Source organism: Dyella marensis (assembly GCF_049532885.1).
Taxonomy (GTDB): Bacteria; Pseudomonadota; Gammaproteobacteria; order Xanthomonadales; family Rhodanobacteraceae; genus Dyella_D; species Dyella_D marensis.
The window spans coordinates 2357049-2382591 of the sequence record NZ_CP064029.1 but is presented as its reverse complement, the minus strand read 5'-3'; the positions used below and the strand labels follow the sequence as shown (position 1 = coordinate 2382591).

The window sequence follows — 25543 nt, the reverse complement described above, 5'->3', positions numbered from 1 at the left end:
CCGGTGGCGCTTACTGGTGCACCTGCACCGGATTGCAGCTGGGCGAGCTCAGCGTCGGCGGCGAGGCCAGCAGGCCCGGGGTCTGCACCGACGAGCAGTTGAACACGCGACCCTTGGTGGTGGTGGCGGTGTAGGTCAGCTGCTGGGCGCCGAGCTTGTCCGGCTCGCCCGCCTTGACGTTGGAGATGGTCAGCTCGTCCGACGAGGCCAGGCCGATCATCTTCGCCGTCTCGGTCTGCAGCGGCACGATCGCCTCATTGACGCTCATGGTGGAGCAGCCGGCCAGCGCCAGCATGGACAACAGGCTCAAAGTCTTCCTCATGATTCCCTTTCCTTTTCCATGGTCGGTGTGGTCCCGCCGCCGTCGCGGACAAACGGAGGAACGCCAGAAGCGCGTGGGGTGGATGGTCTTGCCGGTATCCCCTGAGCAGCGTGGAATCTCCCTTTCGACGCCGTAGCGCTTCGCGGCAAGATCCCTTTTCCGCCGACCGAGACACCGGCAATGCGACCGATCCGACAGGGTGTTCCTGGATCGGACGCATGACCGGCGCGCCTCGCCGCCGAGAATAGCACGCAGGTATTTGCGTACCAGACGCGGATCTCGGCCAGCGGAAATCCGTCACGTAATGCGCCCGTACCGGCAATGCAGGACAGTGGCGCACGCACCGGCACGGAGCACCATCGGCGCATCGGTCACGTCACGCAAAGCCGATGACGCGGCACCGCCACGCTCGCCGCGGCAACAACACCCTAGGTATCGAGAGCGTCTTCCTCGCGCCGGCTTGCCGTCGCCGCGACCAGCGACTCCAGCTCGTAGCGAGCCATCCCCGTGTCGCCCTGCTCCAGATAACCGAGCGCCTTCTGCAGGCGCTCGCGCAGCACCTGTGCCTGCGCTTCGCGGCGGGCACGGAAACGCGCCTGGCGCTGGGCACCGGTGAGCGGACTTTCCTTGCGCGGACGACCGCGGCTGCGCTTGAACGCCAAAGGCAGCTGCAGGGTGCCGGGATCGCGTGCGTCGACCATGTTCGTGCTCCTGGTGAGATGGCGGGCATTTTAAGTTACGTAACTATAAATAGCAAGCGAAAATCCGTCATTTCTGGAAGAAATTTCCAGATAAATAAGTTCTTTAAGAAATTTTCTTAGAGTGATTTGTCTTGCCGTGGCGCGGTCTTTTGGCCAGCCGAGGGCGCTGGGGCAGACGTCACGTAACGTCGCCTCGCATCGCCAGGAAAAAGGAGCCCCCACCCTTCAGGCCGCCCGCATCGGGCCGGCCCGTCTGATTTTGCAAACGCCGGTCGCGGATACCGTAAGCGCGACTTTGTTATACAAACTCCCCCGATCACCCCAGGCAAAGGATCCGGCATGCACCGTCATCTCCTGCAGTTTTTCCTGGCCGGCGCACTGTGCGCCCTGCTCGCCCCGGCCCTCGCCGCCCCCGCAAAAGACGCGCATTGGGTGGCCGCCTGGAGTGCATCCATGGATTCGCCGGGGCCGCGGCTGTCGGACCAGACCGTGCGGCAGATCGCCCGCGTCAGCATCGGCGGCAGCGCGGTGCGCGTGCGGCTATCCAATCTCTATGGCGACGGGCCGGTGACGCTGGGGCCGGTGCATGTCGCCGTGCGCGCCGAGGGTTCTTCGACCGTGGCCGGTTCCGATCGCGAACTTCGCTTCGGCGGCAAATCCACCGTCACCATTGCAAAGGGCGGCAGCGCCCTGAGCGACGCCGTGACGATGGAAGTGAAGCCGCTGCAGGAACTGGCGGTAAGCCTCTATGTTCCCGCCGGCGCCGCGCCGGGCCCGTCGACGTTACATAACGCCGGCCTCGCCACCGCGTATCTGACCGAGCACGGCGACGCCACCGCAGCCACCTCATACCCCGGCACCGAAGTGCACGGCAGCCGCTTCTTTCTCAGCGACATCCAGGTCGCCGGCCCTGCCGAACGCCACGCCGTAGTGGCCTTCGGCGACTCCATCACCGACGGCGTCGGCGGCCAGCAGAACACCTACGAGCGCTGGCCCGACCAGCTCGCCGCACGCCTGCGCGCCGACCCGGCGCTGGCCACGGTGGCGGTGGCGAATGCCGGCATCGGCGGCAATCGTGTCTTGAACGACAACTTCGGCCCCAGCGCGCAGAAGCGCTTCGACCGCGACGCGCTGGACCAGCCCGGCGTGCGCTGGATCGTGCTGCTGGAGGGCATCAACGACATCGGCGGCTCCGGCCAGCCGGCCACGCCGAAGGACGACGTCTCTGCCGAGCAGATCATCGAAGGCATGAAGGCATTGATTGCCCGCGCTCACGCCAGGGGCGTGAAGATCTACGGCGCCACGCTCACCCCGTTCGGCGGCGCGGGCTGGCCGTATCACTCGTCACGTAACGAGCAGAAACGGCAGGCGGTGAATGCGTGGATCCGCAGCGGCGGCGCCTTCGATGGCGTGGCGGATTTCGACCAGGCCACCCAGGACCCGGCCCACCCCGACCGCATGCTGCCGGCCTACGACAGCGGCGATCACCTGCATCCGAACGGGGCGGGTTTCGAGGCGATGGCGAAGGCGGTCGACCTGAAGTGGTTTGCGCACTGATCTGACATCCATCCGATAGCCACCTCTCCATCAAACGTCATCCCGGCGCAGGCCGGGATGACGTAGCGGGCCCTGGTCGATTTCCGGAAACTCCATTCGTCGTTCCCGTACAAGCCGGATGCACCGGCCCGACCTGGAGACCCGATCATGCGACGCCTTATCCTGAAAATGTCCATCTCGCTCGACGGCTTCGTCGCCGGCCCCAACGGCGAAGGCGACTGGATGGTGCCCAGCCGCGACGAAGGCGGCCGCGAGTGGGTCGGGGAGACGCTCGCGCAGGCCGGCCTGCATCTGATGGGGCGCAAGTCGTTTTTCAGCATGGCCGGTTACTGGCCGACCGCCGGCGACGCTCTCGCCGTGCACATGAACGAGATTCCCAAGGCGGTCTTTACCCGGCAGGACGCGCTGGATGTGAGCTCGGCCGGCTCGGGCAACTGGCCACAGGCCGAAGTGATCCGCGGCGACCTGGTGGCCGAGGTCAACCGGCTCAAGCAGCAGCCGGGCAAATACATCCTGGCCCAGGGCGGCGTCGAATTCGCGCAGCACCTGGCGGCGGCCGGGCTGATCGACGAATACCGGCTGGTGGTGCACCCGGTGGCGCTGGGCTCGGGCCAGGCGCTGTTCGCCCGGTTACCCAAGCCGCTGCATCTGCAGCTGCGCTCGTCGACGGTGTTCCGCTCCGGCGCCATGGCCCAGGTTTTCCGGCCCGCCTGATGCCGCTCAGCCGGGCGGCGCGAGCTTTCCGGCGGCCGCTTCCAGCGCAAGGCACAGCTCCGCGGCGGCTTGGGCGATGCTCAAGCCGGATGCTGTTTCCCGCACCCCATGCAACGCCGGTAGCGCCCCCAGCGCCCTTCGCCCACGCCGCCGAGCAGGCAGCCGCAGACATAGCAGACCGCGCCGCGCCCGCGCCGCCAGCGCAGCAACCGCCCGGCCTGCACCGCATACAAGGCCACGCTCGCCGCGCCGCCGGCGACGATCAGATACGAAGGAAGATCCAGCGCCGACACGCCATGCGCCACGCGCGGAAGGCCGAGCAGGCTTTCCGTGCCCCATGCGAACAGTGCGCCGCACAGGGCCGGCAACAGGCAGGGCGCCATCAGGCGCAGGCACATCCGGTCGACGTACGACATGGCGGGCTTTCCGGGGACGAGTCGGAAAGCGTCGCCCAGGCACATCTCAGGGATTGAGACCGGCCGGCCAGGCGGTCGGCTAGACGGCATGAATCAGCGGCCGCCCCTCGCCATCGCGCGCGCAGGCCAGGGCCACGCCATAGATCTTCGACAACACCTGCGCATCCAGCACCTGATCGCGGCCGCCATGGCGCACCAGCCGCCCCTGCGCCAGCAGGGCGACATCGTCGGCGTAGCGCGCGGCAAGATTGAGCTCGTGCAGCACGGCGATCACGCCGAAGCCCTGCCCCGCCAGCTGCCGCGCGTGTCCAAGCAATTCGTGCTGGTGGGCGATATCCAGCCCGGCCTCCGGCTCGTCCAGCAACAGCCAGCCCGGCGCCTCGCGGCAATCCCAGATCTGCGCCAGCACGCGCGCCAGCTGCACGCGCTGCTGCTCGCCGCCGGACAGCTCCAGGTAATTGCGCTGGCGCAGCTCCCAGGTACCGGTGGCCCGCAACACCGCCTCGACGATGCGGCGATCGGATGCCTGCGGCGACGCGGCGCCGTGCGGACTGCGCCCCAGCATCGCCACTTCCTCCGCGCGAAAACCGAAACCCAGCTGCACGCGCTGCGACAGCATGGCGCGCCGCCGGGCCAGTTCCGGTGCCGGCCAGCGCGCCAGCGACACGCCATCCAGCATGGCCACACCCAGCGAAGGCCGCAACAGGCCGGCCAGCACCCCGAGCAGGCTGCTCTTGCCGGCGCCGTTCGGGCCGATCAGCGCCAGCACACGCCCCGGTTGCGCACGCAGGTTGACCGCTTGCAGCACGCGGCGCGAGCCATAGTGCAGATGCACGTCGCGCGCTTCGAGCACGCGTTCGTCCGCGCCGGATACGGCGCGCCAATCCACCGCGAGGTTCATCCCGCCTCTCCCGCGCGCAGCCGCGACAGCAGCCATAAGAAGAACGGCCCGCCCAGCAGCGCGGTGATCACGCCCACCGGCAATTCCGCCGGCGCCACCGCGACACGCGCCACCGCATCCGCGCCAATCATCAGGCTGGCCCCGGCCAGCGCCGAGCCCGGCAGCAGCAGGCGATGGTCCGGCCCCCACACCAGCCGCAGCACATGCGGCACCAGCAGGCCGACGAAGCCGATCACGCCGCACATCGCCACCGCCGCCCCCGTCGCCAAGGCCACTACCGTCACCAGCCGGCGGCGCAGCTTCCGCGGTTCGAAACCGAGCAGGCTGGCCTCGCGCTCGCCGAGCAGCAGCGCGTTCAGTGCGCGCGCCTGGGTCGGCAACCACAGCAGCGGCAGCAGCATCAGCGGCGCCACCGCGCCGAGCCGCGCCCAGCTGCTGCCGCCGAGGCTGCCCAGGGTCCAGAAAGTGAGATCGCGCAGCTGGTGCTCGTTCGCCAGATAAGTAAGCACACCCACCCCAGCCATCGCGATCGCATTGATCGCCACACCGGCGAGCAGCAAGGTGGCGACGCCGGGGCGGCGGCTGCCGAACCGATAGACCAGGAAGGTCGCCAGCAAGCCGCCACCGAACGCGGCACCCGCGATGGCGAACGAACCGAGCAAGGGCGACAGCGCCGCGGTCACCGCACCGCCGAGCACGATCATCCCGATCGCGCCCAGCGCCGCGCCAGCCGACACGCCCACCAGTCCCGGTTCCACCAGCGGATTGCGGAACAGGCCCTGCATGGTGGCGCCGCTGCACGCCAGGGCCGCGCCGACCAGGCTGGCCATCAGCACGCGCGGCAGGCGCAGCGTCAGCACCACCGCGTCCCGGCCCTGCATCGGCAGGCCATCCAGCCAGCGCAGCAAGGCGCCGAGCACTTGCGTGGCCGACAACGGCATCGCACCGACCGCCATGCCGCCGATCGCCGCAACCGCCAGCAGCGCCGACAATCCGCCCAGCGCCCAGCCGCGAGCGTTCAGGGCATGGCGGCGAGGCAAGGCAATGCTGTTCACGGCTGCGCGCCGGCGAAGACGCGCTGCAGCTCCAGTTCGTGCTCGGCGTTGCGCGGACCGAAACCGAGCAAGGCCTGGCCGTCGACGAAGACGATGCGGCGCGCCTTGCCCGCGGGCGTCAATGCCACGCCGGGGAGTTGCAATACGCCACTCACGCCGCCCACCTCATCCGCGCGCTCGCGCATCAGCAGGATCACGTCCGGCGCCAGGGCAACGAGCGCTTCGGCGGAGACCGGCTTGTAGCCGGTGAAGCCGTCCGCGATCTGCGTGCCGCCGGCCAGCACGATGGCGCTGGCGGCGGCGGTCTCGCGGCCGCCGGCCTTGGGACTGCCTTCGGTGGCCATCAGGAACAGCACGCGCGGGTGGCTTTTCATGCCGGCGACGGCTTTCGACAGTTCGGCGTATTGCGTTTCGATCCGGTGCGCGATGGCATCGGCTGCCGCCTCGCGCCCCAGCGCGCGGCCGATCTCCCGTACTTTCGCCACTACGCCTTCGGGCGTGCGCGTGGCCGGCATCAGCTCGATGCGCACGCCCGCCTCGCGCAACTGCGCCATCACCGGCGGCGGACCCGCATCGTGCGTGGCGAGAATCAGGTTCGGCCGCAAGGCCAGCACGCCCTCGGCAGCCAGTTGACGCACATACCCCACATTCGGCAGCTCGCGCACCGCCGCCGGCCACAGGCTGGTGCTGTCGACGCCGACCAGGCTCTGTTGCGCGTCCAGCGCATACACGGTTTCGGTGATGTCGCCACCGAGTGCAACCACGCGCGGCGCGTCAGCAGCCGCCACCTGCGTGCACAACGCGAGCGCCACGGCGCCCAACCAGCAACGGCTGCGCTCAAACATGCGGCACCTCCGCATCGGCCAGGCCTTCGGCCAGTTCGCGCCAGGCCGCCAGTTCCGGCGTACCGGGCTTGCGCTTGCCGAAGAACTGCACGATCTGGCCACCGCCGCCGTCGTACAGCTCCAGCGAGGTGACCTGCCCTTCCGGGCTGGGCTTGCGCACTATCCAGCTCTCGGCGATGCGGTCCTCGCGCAGATGCAGGTTGAAATCCTCGTCCAGCACGTTGAGCCAGGGTCCGACGGTTTTGATGTTACGTACCGGACCGGTGTGGATCTGCACGACACCGGGCGAACCGACGAACACCATGACCGGCAGGCCGCTGGCCGCGGCACTGTCCAGCACCGTGCGCACCGCGCCGCCATCGACGCGCCGCGCGAATTCGGCGCCGGCCAGGCGCAAGGCCTGGGTGCGCGTCACCTCGTGCTTCTTCAGCAGCGCGAAGAAATCGTGCGGATCGCGCATGCGGCGCCATTGTTCGCGCAGCGAGGCGACGTCCACCGCCTCGTCGTCGCGGCGCAGCGGCAGCGGGTCTTCCACTGCCGCCAGCTCCAGCAAGGGCGACTGCACCGGCGCCGCGAAACGCGCCACCAGGCCGGACCAGGCATCCTGCAGGCTCTGTTCGGTGAGATACACCTTGTGCACCGCGCGCCCGTCGCCATCGAAGAACTGCAGGCTGCGCAGCCAGCGCCCGCGCGATTCCTCGCGCACCGCAAAGCCGAACACCCAGTGGCGCAGGAACAGGCGCAGGTCGATCGCCTCATCCAGCACCACGCCCATGCTGCCGCCGATCTCGATGTTGGCGAACGCGCCCTTCTTCTCGTGCACGCAATGCTCGTTGCGGGTCAGCACCATCACCGGGCCCAGTTCCGGCAAGGCGCGTATCAGTCCGGCCCACGGACCTTGCAGGCGGGTGACGCCGTCGCCGCAGCGGCTGGCGACCAGCTCGGCCTCGCTCACGCCCAGCCGTTCGGCCAGGTCGCGGGCGCGCAGTTGCGGCTGTTCCTGGCGCAGGCGGCGCCAGGCCTCGAGCAGTTCCGGCAGCGAGGGCGCGGCGGAAGCGGAAGTGATTTCGTTCAACATGTGCGGCACTCCTTTCAGAACGCGATGCGCGCGGCCACGCTGAAGCTGCGGCCGGGCATGGAGAGGCGGTCGGCCGGGATGCCGCCGGTGCCGGCGTCATTGATCCCGTTGCCGGTGACGAGGTTGCCGAGCGCGCCGCTGTTCAAGCTGCCCCAGTCCCAGTACTTGCGGTCGGCCAGGTTGCTGATGCCGGCATACAACTCGACGTTGGCGAGCGGCGAGTAATGCGCGTACAGATCCAGCGTGGCGTAGCCGCCGGGGCGGAAGGCCCCGGGATCGCCCAGCCGGCTGTGCCTGCGCACGCCGGTGCCGATCAGTTCCGCGCCCCACCGGTTGGCGTCGTAGGCGATGCCCAGCACCAGCTTGGCCGGATCCACCGTATTGAGCGGGCTGTAGCCGCTCGCACCGGGTTCGATCAGGCGCCCGCTGGCCACCGCCGCGCTGCCGCGCACGGACCAGCCCTGCAAGGCTTCGTTGAAATAAGCCAGCCGCAGCGCGCCGCTGGCTTCGGCACCCTTGATATAGGCCTTGCGCGCATTCACCGCCTGATAGAACAGGTTCATGCCGGGGTTGACCTGCACCCAGTCCGGCACCTGGCTGGCCTTGAGCTGGTAGCCCGACCAGATGAAATCGCGATAGCGGTTGTAGTAAGCGGCGACGTTGAACCAGCCCGCCTCGCCCTTGCCGCGCAGGCCCAGCTCCAGCCCGCGGCTGGTCTCGGCCTTGAGCTTTTCGTTCGGCAGGAAGGCGATATTGAAGCCGGGGAACGGCTGCTCGTTCCAGGCGCCGGCGATCTCGCTGTACAGCGGTGGGCGAAAGCCCTGCGCGTAGTTGGCATACGCACTGAGCACGCCGTTGAAATGCCACAGCACGCCCAGCTTGGGTGAGGCGTGGGTCTTGCTGTAGTCCTGCCGCACGTAGCCGGGGTTGTAGGCGGCGTAGAGCGCGTCGTCCTGCGGCTTGTACGAGTAGCGGTCCACGCGCACGGCCGGCGTGAGTTCCAGCCTGCCGCCGAGCAGGCCGATCTCGTCCTGCGCGAAGGCGGAGTAGCGATCGGTTTCGCTGTCCGGAATCAGATGCAAGGGATAGTTGCCCGGCATGAACGGCTTGCCGCTGCCGCTCGCGCCGGTGCGCTTGTTGACGCCATAGCCGCCGGCGTACGACTGCGCATCGGTGCGCGACAGCTCCACGCCATAGCTGATCGCCTGCGTGACCGGCCCGCCCTCGCCCAGCTGCTTCACCGCCACCAGCTTGCCGCCGAACACCTTCTCCTGCAGCGGCAGGCTCTGGTAGTAGCGCGTGAGCGTGGCGGTTTCGGTCTGCGTGCTGGTGCGGGTGCGGCTCTTCTGCCAGTAAACGTTCCAGTCCAGCGTGTCGGCCAGCGCGCTGCCCAGTTGGGGGAACCATTGGCCGGCGGTGGCGCGCACGCGCATGTTCTCGTCCTGCGAGCGGTAATAGCCGGCGGCCGGCGTCACGTTCGAGAGCGAATTGGTGCGCGTGCGCGTCTGCGAGCCATCCACGCCGATGCGGTCGGCGCGGCCGCTGTCGGCGGTGTGCACGTATTTGCCGAGGAAACTGTCCAGGCTGTAGCTGCGCGGATCCGGCCGCGTGCGCGCGGCGCCGGTACCGCCGGCCTCGCCCTGGTTGGCAAGCTCGCTGCCCTCGCGGTGGTTGCCGACAAACAGGATGCCGTTGCGCTTGTCGCCACCGGCCAAGGTCACGGTGGAGGCGAGGCTGCGGTCGCTGCTGTCGTACAGCTCTTTCAGCGAGACATAGGTATCGCGCCCGTCGCGCAGATAGTCCGCCGGATCCTTGGTGCGCAGGCTGACCACGCCGCCCAAGGCGTCGGAGGGATACAGCACCGAGGCCGGGCCGCGCACGATCTCCACGGATTTGAGCTGATCCAGGTCGACGAAGTTGCGTCCCGCGCGGAAACTGCCGCCGGCCACGTCGGCACCGAACGACGCCGGCATCGACACACCGTCGATCTCGATGCGCGTGCGGTTGCCGGACAGGCCGCGGATATTGAAGCTGTCCAGCCCGAAGCGGCCGCCGCTGCCGATCGCCGACACGCCGGGCTCGTAGCGCACCAGATCGCGGATGGACACATTCAGATGCCGGTCCATCTGCGCGCGGTCGATGGTCGACACCGTGCCGGGCACATTGAGCTGGATCGACGGCGCCAGCGCGGTGACCTGCACGCGCGGCAGATCGGTGGCGTCGGCGGGCGCGGCCGACTCGGCGGCCACGGCGGGAACAGCAAGCAGCGCGCCGATCACGGCGGCCAATGGGGCGATGCGAAGCATGGGCGAACCAGTCCTTTGCCTGAGCGTGGAATCACGCGGCGGGCTGGCAAAGGAAACGGAACTGCGGTCCCTGAGGCTGGCGGCCGATCGATGGAAAGCGGCGAGGTGCTGAAGCCCTCGCCGACAAATGAGAATCTATCTCATTTGTAAAACGGATGTCCAGATGAGTCCGCTGGAACGCGGCGAATGGGGACGCCGTGGCTGCAATCTGCCGCCCAACGTCACCTGGAACGAGACAAATGCCATGCCGTTTTCCGCTGACGAGGCATCCGATAAGCCACGAATGCCGGCCCATGGAGGATGCGCATCTCCATACAAACGCGTTTCGACGCAGCCATCAGGCCACTGCAGTTACCCGGAGGGGCGCAATTCACGTCACAACCACATCGCTGAATTTGCCGAGCCAGAAAAACGTGATGCAAATCACACGTGATCTGCGCATCTGGCCCAGCCCCTGCTTACCTGCCATCGAGGCCAGAAGCCTCGGCTTTGCAGGGGGAAATCAATATGGAACAGATCGTCGAATGCCTGATCGCCGGAGGTCCGCAGCACGGACTGGTGCGCCGGCAACTGTGGGATCCGGACTACCCGGTAGCGCCGGTGCTGGCCTCCGCCGACGGCGAACTCTGCACCGCCGCGGCACGCCGCCCCGCCGGCCCGTGCAGCAACCGCTATCTGCTGCTGCATCCGCGCGCGACCGGCTCGGAAATCCTGTCCATGATGGCGGTGCTCGCCGGGCAGGCCGACAGCGCCTATATCTGCATCAAGCACTGAGCCGGCGATGCAGCGGCCTCAGGCCAGCATCTGCATCAGCACGGCCTTGTCGATCGCCTGCATCAGTTCGGCGCGGCCATACGGCTTGGCCAGGCGCACCACGTTTCCAGGCAGATCCTTCGGCGTTTCCGAATAGCCCGACGCCAGGATCGCCGGCAGCTGCGGCCACTGCGCACGCACCTGCAGCAGCAATTGATGGCCCTGCACGCCCGGCATCATCTGGTCGGTGATCAAAAGGTCCAGCTCCACGCCGCCGAACAGCGCTTCCAACGCTTCGTTCGCCGAGGACTTCTCATAGGTGAGATGGCCCATGTCCTCCAGCACCGCCGCGGTGGTGGCGAGAATCAGCGGGTCGTCGTCCACCAGCATCACGCGCAGCTGGCCGTTGCGCGAAGGCTCGTCCATCGGCGAGGGCGGCGTCTCCATCTGCGTCTCCGTCGGCGCCACCGGCAGCCACACTTCCGCGCGCGTGCCCTGCTCCGCTTCGCTGTGCAGCACCAGCCGGCCGCCGGACTGCTCGGCCAGGCCATGCACCATCGACAAGCCCAGTCCGGTGCCCTTGCCCACGCCCTTGGTGGTGAAGAACGGCTCGGTGGCGCGTTCCAGCGTGGCCGCATCCATGCCCTGCCCCTCGTCGGTCACCGACAGGCAGACATAGCGGCCGGGCGCCAGGCCCACCGCATGGCCTTCGTCCACCTGCACCGACTGCGCGCCCAGCGTGATGCGTCCGCCTTCCGGCATCGCATCGCGCGCATTCATCACCAGGTTGAGAATGGCCAGCTCCAGCTGGTTGGCGTCCACCAGCACGCGTTCCAGCGAGATCGGAAACGCCAGGTCGACGCCGATGCGCGGCCCCAGCGAACGCTCCATCAGCCCGACCAGGTTGCGCGCCAGCGGACGCAGATCCAGCGCCGCGGGTTTCAACTCCTGCCGCCGCGCGAAAGCCAGCATGCGCTTGGTCAGCGTGGCGCCGCGCTCGGCGCCGGACAGCGCGTTGTTGAGCAGGGCGAGGCTGGAAGGATCGTGCTGCAGGCGGCGGGTCAGCAGTTCCAGATTGCCGATGATCGCCATCAGCAGATTGTTGAAATCGTGTGCGACGCCGCCGGTGAGCTGGCCCACGGCTTCCATCTTCTGCGCGTGGAACAGCGCCTCGCGCGTGTTCGCCAGCTCCTGCTCGGCCTCGCGCCGGGCGGTGATGTCGCGGGTGATCTTGGCGTAGCCCACGTGCCGGCCGTGGTCGTCCAGGATGCGGTCGATCACGATATGCGCCCAGAAGCGGCTGCCGTCCTTGCGCACGCGCCAGCCTTCGTTCTCGAAGCGGCCGATCCGCGCGGCGGTGGCCAGGCCCTTGGCCGGCAGCCCGCGTTCACGGTCCTCGTCGGTATAGAAAGTGGAGAAATGCTTGCCGATGATTTCGCGCGGCGCATAGCCCTTGATGCGCTGCGCGCCGGCATTCCAGCTGGACACCTTGCCTTCCGGGTCCAGCAGATAGATGGCGTAGTCGGTCACGCCCTGCACCAGGATGCGGAACTGCTCCTCGCTGCGCCGCAGGGTTTCCTGCGCCTGCTTCGCGGCGGTGAGGTCGCGCGCCAGGATGGCGTAGCCGGCCTGCTCGCCGTCGTCGCCGCAGGCCGGATCCACCGTTACCTGCGCCCAGAAGCGGCTGCCGTCCTTACGCAGCTGCCAGCATTCCAGGTCGTGGCGTCCTTGTTCCCGCGCCTTGGCGAGAATCTCCGCGGGCAAGCCCAGCGCGCGGTCTTCGGGCACGAAGAAGGTCTCGAAGGGCGCGCCGAGGATCTCCTGCGCACCATAGCCTTCGCAGCGTTCCGCCCCCCGGTTCCAGCTGCGCACCGCTCCGTCGGTGTCCAGCATGTAGATGGCGTGATCGATGGTGGCGTCCACTAGCAGTCTGTACTTGTTCTCTTCGGTGAGGGGCATAGATCGGCCTCTGTCGCATCGGCAGCGCACCGCGGCAGCGCCGCGGCGTCGCATGCCAGAGGTTGGCATCGGACCGATAGTGAAACCTTTGACCGCCCCTTCGCAAGCTTTCGCAAAGCTCGCCCCTGCAATCTGCACGGAACGCGTCAGGCGATTTCGCGCGGCAGCGTAGACAGCGCGAAGTGATGGGGACGTGACCCGGATTCGCTGCTTGCACTCACTCCTGCGCGGCATCGTCAACGATCTGGTCCATGCGTGTTTCACGGCATGCGTGGCGTGCGCCTGCCGATACTGCGAAGACGAGCCCGACAGCGCGCGATGCACTGCGCGGCACGCGATCGCAGCGCCACGGAGAGTCCATGAGCAGCACTCGTCTTCACGCCATGCAGGGTCGCGCTATACGCGTGCTTGATCGAGGCATGCATAGCCTGTGCCTGCCGGATGCTCCCTCATCCGCGCTCCCCGACCGGCTTCTGCCGCTGCCTAGCCGCACGCATCCCGCGGCCGCGGTGTCCTACGCGAGATAAGTGCCCATGCCCTTCCAGCACAAGGATCCCCTGCCTTCCCACCGCCACGGCGAATCGCTGGCCCGCCGCGTGCTGACGGACCGCCATCGCCATGCGCGCCCCACGCGCATCGCGCCGACGCCGCCCTCGCGCGTACTGTTCGTCACCACCGAGATGACCGACTTCGTCAAGACCGGCGGCCTCGGCGACGTCGCCGCCGCGCTGCCGCGCGCGCTGCGCTCGATGCTCGACGTCCGCGTGCTGCTGCCGGCTTACCCGAGCGTGCTCGACAAGGCGCGCTCGGTGGTATGGGAAGGACGCACGCAAGCGCGCGCCGGCCTGCCCGCCTGCGAGATCGGCCGCATGCAGACCGAAGACGGCCTCACCATCTACGTGCTGAAGCAGCCGGAACTGTTCGAGCGTCCCGGCTCGCCGTACGTCAGCCCCGTCGGCGCCGACTGGAGCGACAACGCGCTGCGCTTCGCCACGCTGTCCATGGCCGCGGCGCAGATCGCCGCGGGCCGGGCGCACCTGCCCTGGCAGCCGGAACTGCTGCATCTCAACGACTGGCCCACCGCGATGGCCGCCGCCTATGCGCGCTGGGACGGCTGCCGGATACCCACGGTGCTCACCCTGCACAACCTCGCCTATCAAGGCTATTTCCCGCTGGCGCTGCGCAGCCTGCTGGACATTCCGCCGCATGCGGCGGAGGCGGAAGCGCACGGCCAGCTGTGCTTCCTGCGCGCCGGCATGGCGCATGCGGATCACCTCACCACGGTCAGCCCCAGCTACGCCCGCGAGATCACCGAAGGCGCGCACGGCATGGGCCTGCACCAGCTGCTGCGGAAGAAGGCCGCGCTGGGGCAGCTGGCCGGCATTCTCAACGGCATCGACGACAGCTGGGACCCGGCGGTCGATCCGGCCTTGCCGGCGCCGTTCACCGCCCATCGCAGCGAGGCCCGCGCGGAAACCGCCCAGCGCGTGCGGGTGGAACTGGGCCTGCGCGACAGCCGCGGGCCGCTGTTTGCGATGGTCGCGCGGCTGGTGCACCAGAAAGGCATCGACATGGTGTGCGAGGCCGCGCCGCAGATCGTTGCCGCGGGCGGCCAGCTGGCACTGATCGGCTGCGGCGATCCGGGCATGGAGCGCGAAGTCGCGCGGCTGGCGCGGCGCTTTCCCGGCCAGGTGGCCGCGCATGTCGGCTTCCGCGAAGCGCTGGCGCGGCGCATGTTCGCCGGTTCCGATTTCCTGCTGATGCCCTCGCGCTTCGAACCCTGCGGCCTCAGCCAGATGTACGCGCAGGCCTATGGCAGCCTGCCGATCGCCTATGCCACCGGCGGCCTGCTCGACACCGTGGAAGACGGCGTCACCGGCCTGCTGTTCCGCGAGCCGAGCGTGGCCGGCCTGCGCCGCGCGCTGCAGCGCGCGTTCCGCATCCACGAGGAACCGCGCCTGCTGGCCGCGATGCGCCGCGCGGCGATGCTGCAGCGGCACGACTGGAGCCGCTCGGCGCACGCCTATGCCGCGCTGTACGCGTCGCTGCTGCCGCGCCGCTCCGCGGCGGCCTGAACCGATGGAACACCGGCGCTCCAGCACCGCCGCGCCCGCGCAGGAGGAACACACCCGGAGCGAGCCGCGCGAACACGCGCACGCCAGCGGCCTGCTGGCGGCGGGCCGCCACCACGATCCGTTCGCCTGGCTGGGCCCGCATCGCGACGGCGCGGACGATGTGGTGCGCATCTGCGCCCCGGGCGCACTCGGCGTGGACGTGCTGCATGCGGACGGCCGGATCTGGGCCGCTGCGCAGCCGGCCGATGCACACGGCATCTTCGCCGCGCGCGGCCGCGCCCTGCCGCCCGGCTACCTGCTGCGCCTGCGCTGGCCCGGCAGCGTCGAGGTGGTGGCCGACGCCTATGCGTTCGGCCCCTTGCTGGACGAATCGGCGCTGGATCAGTTCCACCGCGGCAAGCTGCTGCGTCCGGGCGAGGTGTTCGGCGCGCATCCGGTCACGGTGAACGGCGTCGGCGGCGTGCGCTTCGCGGTGTGGGCGCCGAATGCGCGGCGCGTGTCGGTGGTGGGCGACTTCAATGGCTGGGACGGCCGCCGCCATCCCATGCGCTGCCGCCACGCCGCCGGCGTGTGGGAAATCTTCCTGCCCGGCGTCGTGCCCGGCGCGCGCTACAAGTACGAACTGCTGGACCGCCATGGCCGCCTGCTGCCGCTGAAGGCCGATCCGTATGCGCGCCAGATGGAACACCCGCCCGCCTCCGCCTCGGTGGTGGCCGCGCCGCTGCGGGTCAAATGGCACGACGCGCACTGGATGGAACGCCGCACGCGGCATGCGCGGCGCGACGCGCCGCTGTCGATCTACGAAGTGCACGCCGGCTCCTGGCGCCGCGCCGAGGACGGCTCCGGCTACGACTGGCCGCGCCTGGCGCGCGAACTGATTCCCTACGTGCAGGAGCTGGGCTTCACCCACATCGAGCTGCTGCCGGTGAGCGAGCATCCGTTCGGCGGCTCCTGGGGCTATCAGCCGGTAGGCCTGTATGCGCCCACCGCGCGCCTGGGCAGTCCGGACGACTTCGCGCGCTTCGTCGACTCCTGCCACGTCGCCGGCATCGGCGTGATCGTGGACTGGGTCGCAGCGCACTTCCCCGACGACGCCCACGGCCTGCAGCGCTTCGACGGCACCGCGCTGTACGAACATGCCGATCCGCGCGAAGGCTTCCATCACGACTGGCACACGCTGATCTACAACTACGGCCGCCGCGAGGTCAGCCAGTTCCTGCTCGGCAATGCGCTGGAATGGCTGGAGCGTTTCCACGTCGACGGCCTGCGCGTGGATGCGGTGGCCAGCATGCTCTACCGCGACTACAGCCGCCGCGAGGGCGAATGGATTCCCAATCATCAAGGCGGCCGCGAAAACCTGGAAGCGATCGGCTTCCTGCGCCATCTCAACCGGCGCGTGGCCGAGCACTGCCCCGGTACGATGCTGATCGCGGAAGAGTCCACCGCCTGGCCCGGCGTGACCGGCAGCGCCAGCGACGGCGGCCTGGGCTTCGCCTACAAATGGAACATGGGCTGGATGCACGACACGCTCGGCTACATGAAGCGCGATCCGATCCATCGCCGGCATCATCATCACGAGCTCACCTTCGGCATGACCTACGCGTTCGCCGAGCGCTTCATCCTGGCGCTCTCGCACGACGAAGTGGTGCATGGCAAAGGCTCGCTGCTGCAGCGCATGCCCGGCGACGAATGGCAGCGCTTCGCCAACCTGCGCGCGTACTACGGCTTCATGTGGGCGCATCCCGGCAAGAAACTGCTGTTCATGGGCGGCGAATTCGCCAGCCCCTGGGAATGGAGCCACGATGGCGCGCTCGACTGGAGCCTGCTGCGGTATCCGCTGCACGAAGGCGTGCGCCGCCTGCTCGCCGACCTCAACCGCCTGCTGGTGGTGGAGCCTGCACTGCACGAGAACGACGATCATCCGCGCGGCTTCTCGTGGGTGGTGGCCGACGATACGGCGCAGTCGGTCTACGCCTTCCTGCGCTTCGGCCAGCACCAGGCGCCGCCGCTGCTGGCGGTATGCAACTTCACCCCGGTGCCGCGCCACGGCTACCGCGTCGGCGTGCCGCATGCCGGCACCTGGCGCGAGCTGTGCAATACCGACAGCGCCGCCTATGGCGGCAGCAACCTGGGCAACGGCGGCATGCTGGCGAGCGAGCCGCTGCCCAGCCACGGCCACGCCCATTCGCTGTCGCTGCTGCTGCCGCCGCTGGCCACGGTGATCCTGCGCGCCGAAGGCGAGTGAGATGGCGGCGCAGGCCTTCCGCTACGGCGCCATCCTCACCGGGCGCGGCGTGCGCTTTCGCCTGTGGGCGCCGGCGGCGCGGCGCGTGGAGCTGATAATCGGCGCGCAAGCGCACGCGATGCGCGCAAAGCCGCACGGCGAGTTCGAACTGCTGCTCGACGTGCCCGCGGGTACCGCGTACCGCTATCGCATCGATGGCGCCAGCGAAGTGCCGGATCCGGCTTCGCGCCGCCAGCAAGGCGATGTGGACGGCTATAGCGTGGTGGTCGATCCGCACTATCCATGGCGCCATCCCGATTGGGCCGGCCGGCCGTGGAAAGAAGCCGTCATCTGCGAACTGCACGTGGGCTGCCTCGGCGGCTACGACGGCGTGCGCGAGCGCCTGGCGTCGATCCGCGCCGCCGGCTATACCGCGATCGAACTGATGCCGGTGGGCGAATTTCCAGGCCAGCGCAACTGGGGCTACGACGGCGTGCTGCCATATGCGCCGGAGTCCTCGTACGGCACGCCGGACGCGCTCAAGGCCCTGGTCGACGCCGCGCACGGACTGGGCCTGATGGTGCTGCTCGACGTGGTCTACAACCACTTCGGCCCGCACGGCAACTATCTGCACGCCTATGCACCCGCATTCTTCCGCGGCGACCAGGCCACGCCCTGGGGCGCGGCCATCGATTTCCGCCGCGCACAGGTGCGCCGCTTCTTTATCGACAACGCGCTGATGTGGCTGGAGGAGTTCCGCCTGGACGGCTTGCGCCTGGATGCGGTGCATGCGATCGCCTCGCCCACCTTCGTGCCGCGGCTGGCACAGGCCGTGCGCGAACGCCTGCCGCGCGGCCGCCACGTGCATCTCGTGCTGGAAAACGAGCGCAACGACGCCGGCCTGCTGCGCGGCGCGGCCCGCGCGCAATGGAACGACGACGGCCACAACGCGCTGCACGTGCTGCTGACCGGCGAACACGAGGGCTACTACGCCGACTACGCACGCGATCCGCTGGGCCGGCTCGCCCGGGTGCTGTCCGAAGGCTTCGCCTTCCAGGGCCAGCGCGACCGCCACGGCCGCCGCCGCGGCCAGCCCAGCGGCGACCTGGCGCCGACGTCGTTCGTGCTGTTCCTGCAGAACCACGACCAGATCGGCAACCGCGCACTGGGTGAACGGCTGAGCGCGCTGGTGCCGCCGGCGCGCTGGCGGGTGGCGATGGCGCTGGTGGCGCTGAGCCCGATGGTGCCGCTGTTCTTCATGGGCGACGAATGGGGCTGCGCCACGCCGTTCCTGTACTTCACCAGCCATCCGGCGGAGCTGGGCGCGAAAGTGCGCGAGGGCCGGCGCGCGGAGTTCGCCGCGTTCAGCGCGTATGCGTCGGCGCAGCAGCGGGCGCGGATTCCCGACCCGAATGCGCGGGCGACGTTCGAGGCTTCGGTGCCGCGCGTGGACGATGCCGGCGCTGCGGCGGCCGCGCGTGCATGGTTCCGCGGCCTGCTGGAGCTGCGCCTGCGCGTACTGGTGCCACGGCTGGAACCTTGCCGCGCGCTCGGCTGCGAACGCCTGGGCGAAGCCGCGCTGGCGGCACGCTGGGAGCTTGCCGATGGTTCGCTGTGGACGCTGGCGTTCAATCTCGGCGAGCGCGCGGTCGCTTTCGCCGCGCCCGATGGCAGCCGCCGCGTGCATGGGGAAGACGCGCATGGCGCCGCATCCGGCGATGGCCTGCCGCCCGGCAGTTTCGGTGCCTGGCATGGACCCGGCCATGCCGCGTGACGGCCTGCAGGCACGGGCGGCGGCGGCCGGCATCCGGGTGCGCTGGACCGATGCGCAGGGCAAGCCATGCCGTCTCTCCGACCGCACGCTGGAAGGACTGCTGCATGCACTGCCTCCGATCGACGCGCATGAAGAGCCTTGTCTTGTGCTTCCCATCGGCGGCGAACTGCCTGGCGGCGGCGCGCGGCATGCCGTGGACGAAACAGGCCGCCGCATGGCATTGAAGAACGGCCGCGCACCGTCGACGCCCGGCTATTACAGCTGGCGGCACGGTGCCCGCACGCTGACGCTCGCGGTGGCGCCGCCGCGCTGCTTCGGCCCGGCCGATCTCGCCGGCACCTCGCCGCGCCTGTGGGGTCTGGCGTCGCAGGTGTACAGCCTGCGGCGCAGCGGCGATGGCGGCCTGGGCGACAGCCGCGCCGTCGGCGAACTGGGCACCCGGGTCGGCGCGGCCGGCGGCGATGCGCTGGCTTTGAGTCCGCTGCACGCGGCCGCTCCGGTGACCGGGCTGCACAGTCCTTATGCGCCGTCGCATCGCGCGTGGCTGGACTGGCTGCAGATCGATCCGGCCACCGTCTTCGGCGAAAGCGCCTTGCACGATGCCATCCGGCACGCCGGCGCCGCCGAAGCCTGGGCGCGCGCCGAACGGGCGCGCCTTATCGACTGGCCCGCGCAGTACGCGCTGCGCCATCGCGTGTGGTGGCAGTTGTTCGAACGCCATGGCGAACGCGAACCCGCGCTGGCCGGGCTGCGCCGGTTCGTGCGCCAGGGCGGCGCCGCGCTGCGCGCCTACGCCGGCTTCGCCGCCTATCAACGCTGGCAGCTCGAACGGGACGGCACCCCCGATGGGCGCAGCTGGCGCGACCCGCGCGGCCTCGATGCCGCCGTGCGCGCCTTCGCCCGCGCGCATCCGCCGCGCATCGCCTTCGAGTGCTTCCTGCAATGGCTGGCCGCCACCTGCTGGGCGCATGCACACGCGCAGGCGCGGCAGGCGGGGCAGCGCCTGGGGCTGGTGTGGGATATCGCGGCAGGTTTCCAGCCGGGCGGCGGCGAAGCCTGGCAATCCCGCGACCTGCTGATGCAAGGCGCGCAACTCGGCGCGCCACCGGACGCCTTCAATGCGCAGGGCCAGGCCTGGGGCCTCGCCGCCTACGCGCCGCAAGGCCTGCGCGCCAGCGGCTACCGCCCGCTGATCGACCTGCTGCGCGCGGCGATGTCGCGCGGCGGCGGCGTGCGCATCGACCATATCCTCGGCTGGTCGCGCGCCTGGCTCATTCCAGCCGGCCTCGACGCGAACGAAGGCGGCTACGTGCGCTATCCGCTGCGCGAGCTGCTCGGCCTGCTGGCGCTGGAATCGTGGCGCCACCGCTGCGTGGTGATCGGCGAAGACCTCGGCACCGTGCCCGCCGGCCTGCGCGCCACGCTGGCCCGGCACGGCGTGCTGGGCCTGGACGTGCTGCTGTTCACCCGCGATGCGCACGGCCGCTTCATCGACCCCGCGCAATGGCGCCGCGGCGCGGTGGCGATGAGCACCACCCACGACCTGCCGCCGCTGGCCGGCTGGCGCGACGGCGTGGACCTCCACGTGCTGGCGCGTGCACAGCAATGGCCCGCCGCCGCGCAGCGCCGTGCCCACGCCGCGCGGCGGCGCGAGGCCGCCGCGCTCGATCGCGCCGCCGCGCGGCGCGGCCTTTCACCGGCGCGCGCGGCCATCGCCATGACCCTGCGTGCGGCCTCGCCCCTGGCGCTGATTCCCCTCGAAGACCTGCTCGAACGCCGTGAGCAGGTCAACGTGCCGGGCACCGTGGCCGAACACCCCAACTGGCGCCGCCGCCTGCGCTGGCGAGGCGTGCGCCTGCGCGAGGCGCTGGACTGGCTGTCGCGCGAACGGAGTCCCGCATGAAACCCTGGACCGCCACCGCGCGCCTGCAGCTGCGCCCGGAATTCGACCTGCGCGCCGCCGCCGCGCAGGTGCCCTACTACGCGGCGCTGGGCATCAGCCATTTGTATCTGTCGCCGATCGCGCAGGCCCGCACCGGTTCCACGCACGGCTACGACGCGGTCGATCCGACCCGCGTCAGCGCGGCGCTCGGCGGGGAGGAGGCCCTGGCCGCGCTGGTCGAGGCGCTGCATGCGCACGGCATGGGCCTGCTGCTGGACATCGTGCCGAACCATATGGCCGCGTCCGTCGAGAACCCCTGGTGGCGCGACGTGCTGCAGCACGGACGTGAAAGCCGCTACGCCGGATGGTTCGACATCGACTGGAGCTCGCCCGAAGCCGAGGGGCGCGTATGGCTGCCGGTGCTGGCCAAGCCGCTGGCCGAGGTGCTGGACGAAGGCGGCCTCACGCTCACGCGCGCGGGCGAAGCGGACAGCGAGCTGGCCTATGGCGAACTGCGCCTGCCGCTGGCGCAGGGTTCGCTCGAACATCTGCGCAGCCTGGGCCTGCCGCTGGACCTGCCCCTGCCGCCCGCGGCGATGCGCCGCCTGCTGGAGCTGCAGCACTACCGTCCGGCGTGGTGGCGCAGCGGACCGGACGTGATCAATTACCGGCGCTTCTTCGATATCGACGCGCTGGTGGCGCTGGACATGGACCACGGCGAGGCCTTCGACGCCGTGCATGCGCTGCCGCTGGCGCTGATCGCGCGCGGCTGGGTCGATGGCCTGCGCGTGGATCACGTGGACGGCATCGCCTGCCCGCGCCTGTATCTGCGGCGCCTGCGCACCGCGATGGACGAGGCCGCCGCACAGTCCGGCCGTCCGGCGCAGGCGGTGCGCCTGTATGTGGAAAAAATCCTCGCCCCCGGCGAAACATTGCCGCGCGACTGGCCGGTGGAAGGCAGCACCGGCTACGACGCGATGGACCTGATCGGCGCCGTGCAGCACGATCCGCGCGGCCACGCCGCGCTCGCACGCCTGTGGCAGGCCTGCACCGGCCACGCGCCGGACTTCCGCCGCGAGGAACGCCGCGCGCGCCGGCTATGGTTGCGCTACGGCCTGCGCAGCGATTTCATCCGCTGCCTGCGCCAGTGGGAAACCTATCTGGCCACTCAGCCGGAAGACGGCGACCTCAGCGCCGCCGCGCTGGCGCGCGCCTTGTACGGCGTGCTCGCGCGCCTGCCGGTCTACCGCAGCTATCTCGGCCCCGCGATCGCCACCGCGGCGGACAGCGAGGCGCTGGTCATCGCCTTCGAACGCGCCGCGCGCGATGGCCGCAGCGACGATCGCCCCGCCCGCGAATGGCTGCGCCGGCAGCTGCTGGAACGCGTGCCGTCGGCGATGCCCGGCCTGGCCGGCGTGGCGCTGAAGCGCGCGCGGCAGCGCTTCGAGCAACTGGCTGCGCCGCTGTGCGCCAAGGCGGTGGAAGACACCGCGGGCTATCGCTATGGCGTGCTGCTTTCGCGCAACGAAGTGGGCAGCGATCCGGCCATCTTCGCGCTGGCGCCGGAGGCTTTCCATGCGGCCATGCAGCGCCGCGCCGGGCAATGGCCGCACAGCCTCAACGCCACCGCCACGCACGACCACAAGCGCGGCGAGGACACCCGCGCGCGGCTGGCCGTGCTGAGCGAGCTGGCCGGCGACTGGAGCGTGCGCGCCGATGCGTGGATACGTGCGCTGCAGGCGCGTTGCAGCATCGATGCCGGCGATCTGTCGATGCTGCTGCAGACCATCGTCGCCGCCTGGCCGCTGGAGCTGCAGCCGCGGCAAGCCGCGGTGCTGGCCGCCTATCGCGAGCGCATCCATGCCTGGTGGATGAAAGCCTTGCGCGAAGCGCGCCTGCGCACCAGCTGGACCGCGCCGGACGAAGCCTGCGAAGGCGCGGCGCAGGCGCTGCTGCAGGAGCTGTTCGTACCCGACGGCAGGTTGCTGCACGAGATCGCCGCCGCGGCCCATGAGCTGGACGTGCCGGGCGCGGCGAAAGGTCTGGCGACGGTGGTCCTGCGCAACACCATGCCCGGCCTGCCGGATCTCTACCAGGGCACCGACTACTGGGATCAGTCGCTGGTCGATCCCGACAACCGGCGCGCGGTCGACTACGCGGCGCGCAGCGCCACGGCGGCCGCGGAAACACCGGTGGCCGAACTGCTCGAACGCTTCCGCGACGGCGCGATCAAGCAATGGCTGCTCGCGCGCCTGCTGCATCTGCGCCGCCGCGTGCCCGTCGTGTTCGATGCCGGCGGCTATCGCCCCGTGCCGGTGGAAGGCGCCGCGCGCGAACGCGTGCTGGCCTTCGAGCGGCGCTGCCATGGCCATCGCCTCGTCGTCGCCGTGCCGCATCTGTGCGCGGACTGGCTGCGCGGCGCGTGCACGCCGCGCATACCGCAAGAACACTGGGGCGACGGCAGACTGCGCCTGGAAGACCCGCCGCCCGGCGGCTTCATCGACGCGCTGGACGGGCGTCGCGCGATGCCCGGCGGCGCGGCGGCAGGATTCTGTTCCGCCCTGTTCGCGCAGCTGCCGCTGGCGGTGCTGTACGCGCAGGACCAGGAGGCCACATGAGCGACACAGCGAGCGGCGACGAGGAGCGCGAGCAGCGCATCCGCGAACTCGCCCACCATATCTGGGAAGCGGAAGGCTGTCCGGCCGGACAGGAGCTGCGCCACTGGTACGCGGCCACGCGGCTGGTGGAAGCGGAGGAAAGCAGCGGTGGCGACGACGATGCCCCCTGAAGAGCGCCGCGCCAAGCCGGTGGATCCGCACGACGCCGCGCCGCACCCGGCGCGCCGCCAGTCGCGCGTGCGCGAAGGCCTGCCCTACCCGCTGGGCGCTACCTGGGACGGGCTGGGCGTCAACTTCGCCTTGTTCTCCGCGTATGCCACGCGCGTCGAGCTGTGCCTGTTCGATCGGGACGGCAAGGAAACCGAACGCATCGTGCTGCCCGAGTACACCGACGAGGTATGGCACGGCTATCTGCCCGATGCGCGCCCCGGCCAGATCTACGGTTACCGCGTGCACGGCCCCTACGAACCGGACGAAGGCCATCGCTTCAATCCGAACAAGCTGCTGCTGGACCCTTATGCCAAGCACATCGTCGGCGAACTGCAATGGCACGACGCCGTGTTCGGCTACACGCTGGGCCATCGCGACCGCGACCTGTCGTTCGACACGCGCGACAGCGCGCCCTACGTACCCAAGGCCCGCGTGATCGACCCGGCCTTTACCTGGGGCCGCCACCGCGCGCCGCGGGTGGCGTGGGAAAACACGGTGATCTACGAGGCCCACGTGCGCGGCTACACCATGCGCCACCCCGGCATCGCGCCGGAACTGCGCGGCAGCTTCGCCGGCATGGCGGCGCAGGAGGTCACCGACTACATCCGCTCGCTCGGCGTCACCTCGGTGGAGCTGCTGCCGGTGCATGCCTTCGTCGACGACAAGCACCTGCTGGAGAAGGGCCTGCGCAACTACTGGGGCTACAACACGCTGGCGTTCTTCGCGCCGCACCCCGGCTATATGAGCGTGCACAGCATCGACGAGTTCAAGTCGATGGTCTCGCATTTCCACGACGCCGGACTGGAGGTGCTGCTGGACGTGGTCTACAACCACACCGCCGAAGGCAACGAACTCGGACCCACGCTGTCGCTGCGCGGCATCGACAACCGCAGCTACTACCGGCTGGCCGACGATCCGCGCCGCTACATCAACGACACCGGCACCGGCAACACGCTCAATCTCAGCCATCCGCGCACCCTGCAGCTGGTGACCGATTCGCTGCGCTACTGGGCGCGCGACATGCGCGTGGACGGCTTCCGCTTCGACCTGGCCACCATCCTTGGGCGCGAATCGCACGGCTTCGACCAGGACGGCGGCTTTTTCGACACCTGCGGGCAGGATCCCATCCTCAGCCGCGTGAAACTGATCGCCGAGCCCTGGGACCTGGGCCCCGGCGGCTACCAGAGCGGCGGCTTCCCGCCCGGCTGGGCCGAATGGAACGACCGCTTCCGCGATACCTTGCGCGCGTTCTGGCGCGGCGACGAAGGCATGATCGGCGAACTGGCCACGCGCCTTACCGGTTCGGCCGACCTGTTCGACCGGCGCGGGCGCCGGCCGTATGCCTCGGTCAACCTGGTCACCGCGCACGACGGCTTCACCCTGGCCGACCTGGTCAGCTACGAGCAGAAGCACAACGAAGCCAACGGCGAAGACAACCGCGACGGCAACGACCACAACCTCAGCCGCAACTACGGCGTGGAAGGTCCGAGCGGCGACGAAGCGATCGAGAGCGTGCGCCGCAAGCAATGCCGCAACCTGCTCGCCTCCCTGCTGCTGGCGCGCGGCACGCCCATGCTGGTGGCGGGCGATGAATTCGCGCGCACCCAGCAGGGCAACAACAATGCTTATTGCCAGGATAACGAACTGGCCTGGCTGGACTGGCGCGGACCGCGCGCCAACGAGGAGCTGGTGCGCTTCGTGCGCAAGCTCACCTCATTGCGCAAGCGCCACACCCTGCTGCGCCGCAACCGCTTCCTGACCGGCGAGCCGGACGACGTGTTCGGCGTGCGCGACGTCACCTGGCTCACCGCCGCCGGCACGCCCATGCAGGAGGCCGACTGGCACGAAGCTTCCAGCCGCAGCCTGGGCATGCTGCTCGACGGCCGCGCCAGCCCCACCGGCATCCGCCGCATGGGCGAGGACCTCAGCCTGCTGCTGATCGTCCATGCCGGCGAAGAGCCGCTGCGCTTCCAGCTGCCGGCGGTGGAAGACGTGCAGGAGTGGCGGCTGCTGCTGTCGACCGACGCCTCGCTGCAGGAAAACAGCCGCTACGACAGCCCGGGAATGCTGACGGTGCCGGGGCGCACCCTGTGCCTGCTCAGGGCGCGCAGCCGGCGCGACGCATAAGAAGAGTTTCCCTCTCGCGGCGTTCG

The 25543-nt window shown here is 69.7% G+C and carries 20 protein-coding genes; 11 read left to right on the top strand and 9 right to left on the bottom strand.

What is annotated here, in order from left to right; translation table 11 throughout:
- Positions 1 to 10: 10 nt before the first annotated feature.
- Both ISN75_RS10490 and ISN75_RS10485 read right to left on the bottom strand, forming a co-directional pair.
- Positions 11 to 322, bottom strand: a complete 312-nt coding sequence (locus ISN75_RS10490) for a hypothetical protein (RefSeq protein WP_167257272.1) — start codon at positions 320 to 322, stop codon at positions 11 to 13.
- A gap of 428 nt (positions 323 to 750) precedes the next feature.
- Entirely contained in the window at positions 751 to 1023 is a 273-nt protein-coding gene (locus tag ISN75_RS10485) for a hypothetical protein (protein WP_167257225.1), read from the bottom strand.
- A 339-nt stretch (positions 1024 to 1362) separates the two neighbouring features.
- On the opposite strand from ISN75_RS10485, the gene ISN75_RS10480 reads away from it, so the two are divergent.
- Together ISN75_RS10480 and ISN75_RS10475 are read left to right on the top strand one after the other, a co-directional pair.
- Positions 1363 to 2580 carry an SGNH/GDSL hydrolase family protein gene (locus ISN75_RS10480; RefSeq protein WP_168647427.1) on the top strand — a complete coding sequence of 406 codons (1218 nt, stop codon included), beginning with the start codon at positions 1363 to 1365 and terminating at the stop codon, positions 2578 to 2580.
- A 147-nt stretch (positions 2581 to 2727) separates the two neighbouring features.
- On the top strand, positions 2728 to 3294 hold the full coding sequence (locus ISN75_RS10475; protein ID WP_168647428.1) for a dihydrofolate reductase family protein: 567 nt from the start codon (positions 2728 to 2730) through the stop codon (positions 3292 to 3294).
- 80 nt (positions 3295 to 3374) lie between these two features.
- Here ISN75_RS10475 and ISN75_RS10470 read toward each other — a convergent pair whose 3' ends face one another.
- The 6 genes from ISN75_RS10470 to ISN75_RS10445 all read right to left on the bottom strand — a co-directional run bounded on the left by ISN75_RS10470 (position 3375) and on the right by ISN75_RS10445 (position 9895).
- The gene (locus ISN75_RS10470; protein ID WP_167257269.1) at positions 3375 to 3710 is read right to left on the bottom strand and encodes a hypothetical protein; all 336 of its coding nucleotides are present in this window, start codon (positions 3708 to 3710) and stop codon (positions 3375 to 3377) included.
- Between the two features lie 79 nt (positions 3711 to 3789).
- Positions 3790 to 4611 (bottom strand): heme ABC transporter ATP-binding protein, encoded by an 822-nt coding sequence (locus ISN75_RS10465; protein WP_343821103.1) that lies wholly within the window; start codon positions 4609 to 4611, stop codon positions 3790 to 3792.
- On the bottom strand, positions 4608 to 5666 hold the full coding sequence (locus ISN75_RS10460; RefSeq protein ID WP_343821105.1) for an iron ABC transporter permease: 1059 nt from the start codon (positions 5664 to 5666) through the stop codon (positions 4608 to 4610). Before ISN75_RS10460 ends, ISN75_RS10465 begins: the two co-directional genes overlap by 4 nt.
- Entirely contained in the window at positions 5663 to 6511 is an 849-nt protein-coding gene (locus tag ISN75_RS10455) for a heme/hemin ABC transporter substrate-binding protein (RefSeq protein WP_343821107.1), read from the bottom strand. Before ISN75_RS10455 ends, ISN75_RS10460 begins: the two co-directional genes overlap by 4 nt.
- Positions 6504 to 7589, bottom strand: coding sequence for a hemin-degrading factor (locus ISN75_RS10450; protein ID WP_343821109.1), 1086 nt, complete (start codon positions 7587 to 7589; stop codon positions 6504 to 6506). The genes ISN75_RS10455 and ISN75_RS10450 overlap by 8 nt, the downstream gene beginning before the upstream one ends.
- Positions 7590 to 7603: 14 nt before the next feature.
- Positions 7604 to 9895, bottom strand: coding sequence for a TonB-dependent hemoglobin/transferrin/lactoferrin family receptor (locus ISN75_RS10445; RefSeq protein WP_343821111.1), 2292 nt, complete (start codon positions 9893 to 9895; stop codon positions 7604 to 7606).
- Between the two features lie 163 nt (positions 9896 to 10058).
- Here ISN75_RS10445 and ISN75_RS10440 point away from each other — a divergent pair, with 163 nt between their 5' ends.
- Together ISN75_RS10440 and ISN75_RS10435 are read left to right on the top strand one after the other, a co-directional pair.
- Complete coding sequence (locus ISN75_RS10440) at positions 10059 to 10328, top strand: hypothetical protein (protein WP_343821113.1); 270 nt, start codon at positions 10059 to 10061, stop codon at positions 10326 to 10328.
- 74 nt (positions 10329 to 10402) lie between these two features.
- Positions 10403 to 10669, top strand: coding sequence for a hypothetical protein (locus tag ISN75_RS10435; protein WP_167257263.1), 267 nt, complete (start codon positions 10403 to 10405; stop codon positions 10667 to 10669).
- Positions 10670 to 10687: 18 nt separating this feature from the next.
- Here the strand turns inward: ISN75_RS10435 and ISN75_RS10430 are convergent, their stop codons facing one another.
- The gene (locus ISN75_RS10430; protein ID WP_167257262.1) at positions 10688 to 12607 is read right to left on the bottom strand and encodes a hybrid sensor histidine kinase/response regulator; all 1920 of its coding nucleotides are present in this window, start codon (positions 12605 to 12607) and stop codon (positions 10688 to 10690) included.
- Positions 12608 to 13140: 533 nt separating this feature from the next.
- Between ISN75_RS10430 and glgA the strand changes: the two genes are divergently transcribed.
- The 7 genes from glgA to glgX are packed head-to-tail and all read left to right on the top strand — an operon-like array spanning position 13141 to position 25517.
- Positions 13141 to 14682 (top strand): glycogen synthase GlgA, encoded by a 1542-nt coding sequence (gene glgA / locus ISN75_RS10425; RefSeq protein WP_168647434.1) that lies wholly within the window; start codon positions 13141 to 13143, stop codon positions 14680 to 14682.
- A gap of 4 nt (positions 14683 to 14686) precedes the next feature.
- Entirely contained in the window at positions 14687 to 16927 is a 2241-nt protein-coding gene (gene glgB, locus ISN75_RS10420; protein ID WP_343821115.1) for a 1,4-alpha-glucan branching protein GlgB, read from the top strand.
- Between the two features lies 1 nt (position 16928).
- Entirely contained in the window at positions 16929 to 18680 is a 1752-nt protein-coding gene (gene treZ / locus ISN75_RS10415) for a malto-oligosyltrehalose trehalohydrolase (RefSeq protein ID WP_343821118.1), read from the top strand.
- Positions 18670 to 20583: a 4-alpha-glucanotransferase gene (malQ, locus tag ISN75_RS10410; RefSeq protein WP_343821119.1), complete on the top strand. Its 1914-nt coding sequence runs from the start codon at positions 18670 to 18672 to the stop codon at positions 20581 to 20583. Before treZ ends, malQ begins: the two co-directional genes overlap by 11 nt.
- Positions 20580 to 23180 (top strand): malto-oligosyltrehalose synthase, encoded by a 2601-nt coding sequence (gene treY / locus ISN75_RS10405; RefSeq protein ID WP_343821121.1) that lies wholly within the window; start codon positions 20580 to 20582, stop codon positions 23178 to 23180. Before malQ ends, treY begins: the two co-directional genes overlap by 4 nt.
- Entirely contained in the window at positions 23177 to 23350 is a 174-nt protein-coding gene (locus ISN75_RS10400) for a DUF2934 domain-containing protein (RefSeq protein ID WP_167257256.1), read from the top strand. The genes treY and ISN75_RS10400 overlap by 4 nt, the downstream gene beginning before the upstream one ends.
- Positions 23340 to 25517: a glycogen debranching protein GlgX gene (gene glgX / locus ISN75_RS10395; RefSeq protein ID WP_168647439.1), complete on the top strand. Its 2178-nt coding sequence runs from the start codon at positions 23340 to 23342 to the stop codon at positions 25515 to 25517. Before ISN75_RS10400 ends, glgX begins: the two co-directional genes overlap by 11 nt.
- Positions 25518 to 25543 lie beyond the last annotated feature (26 nt).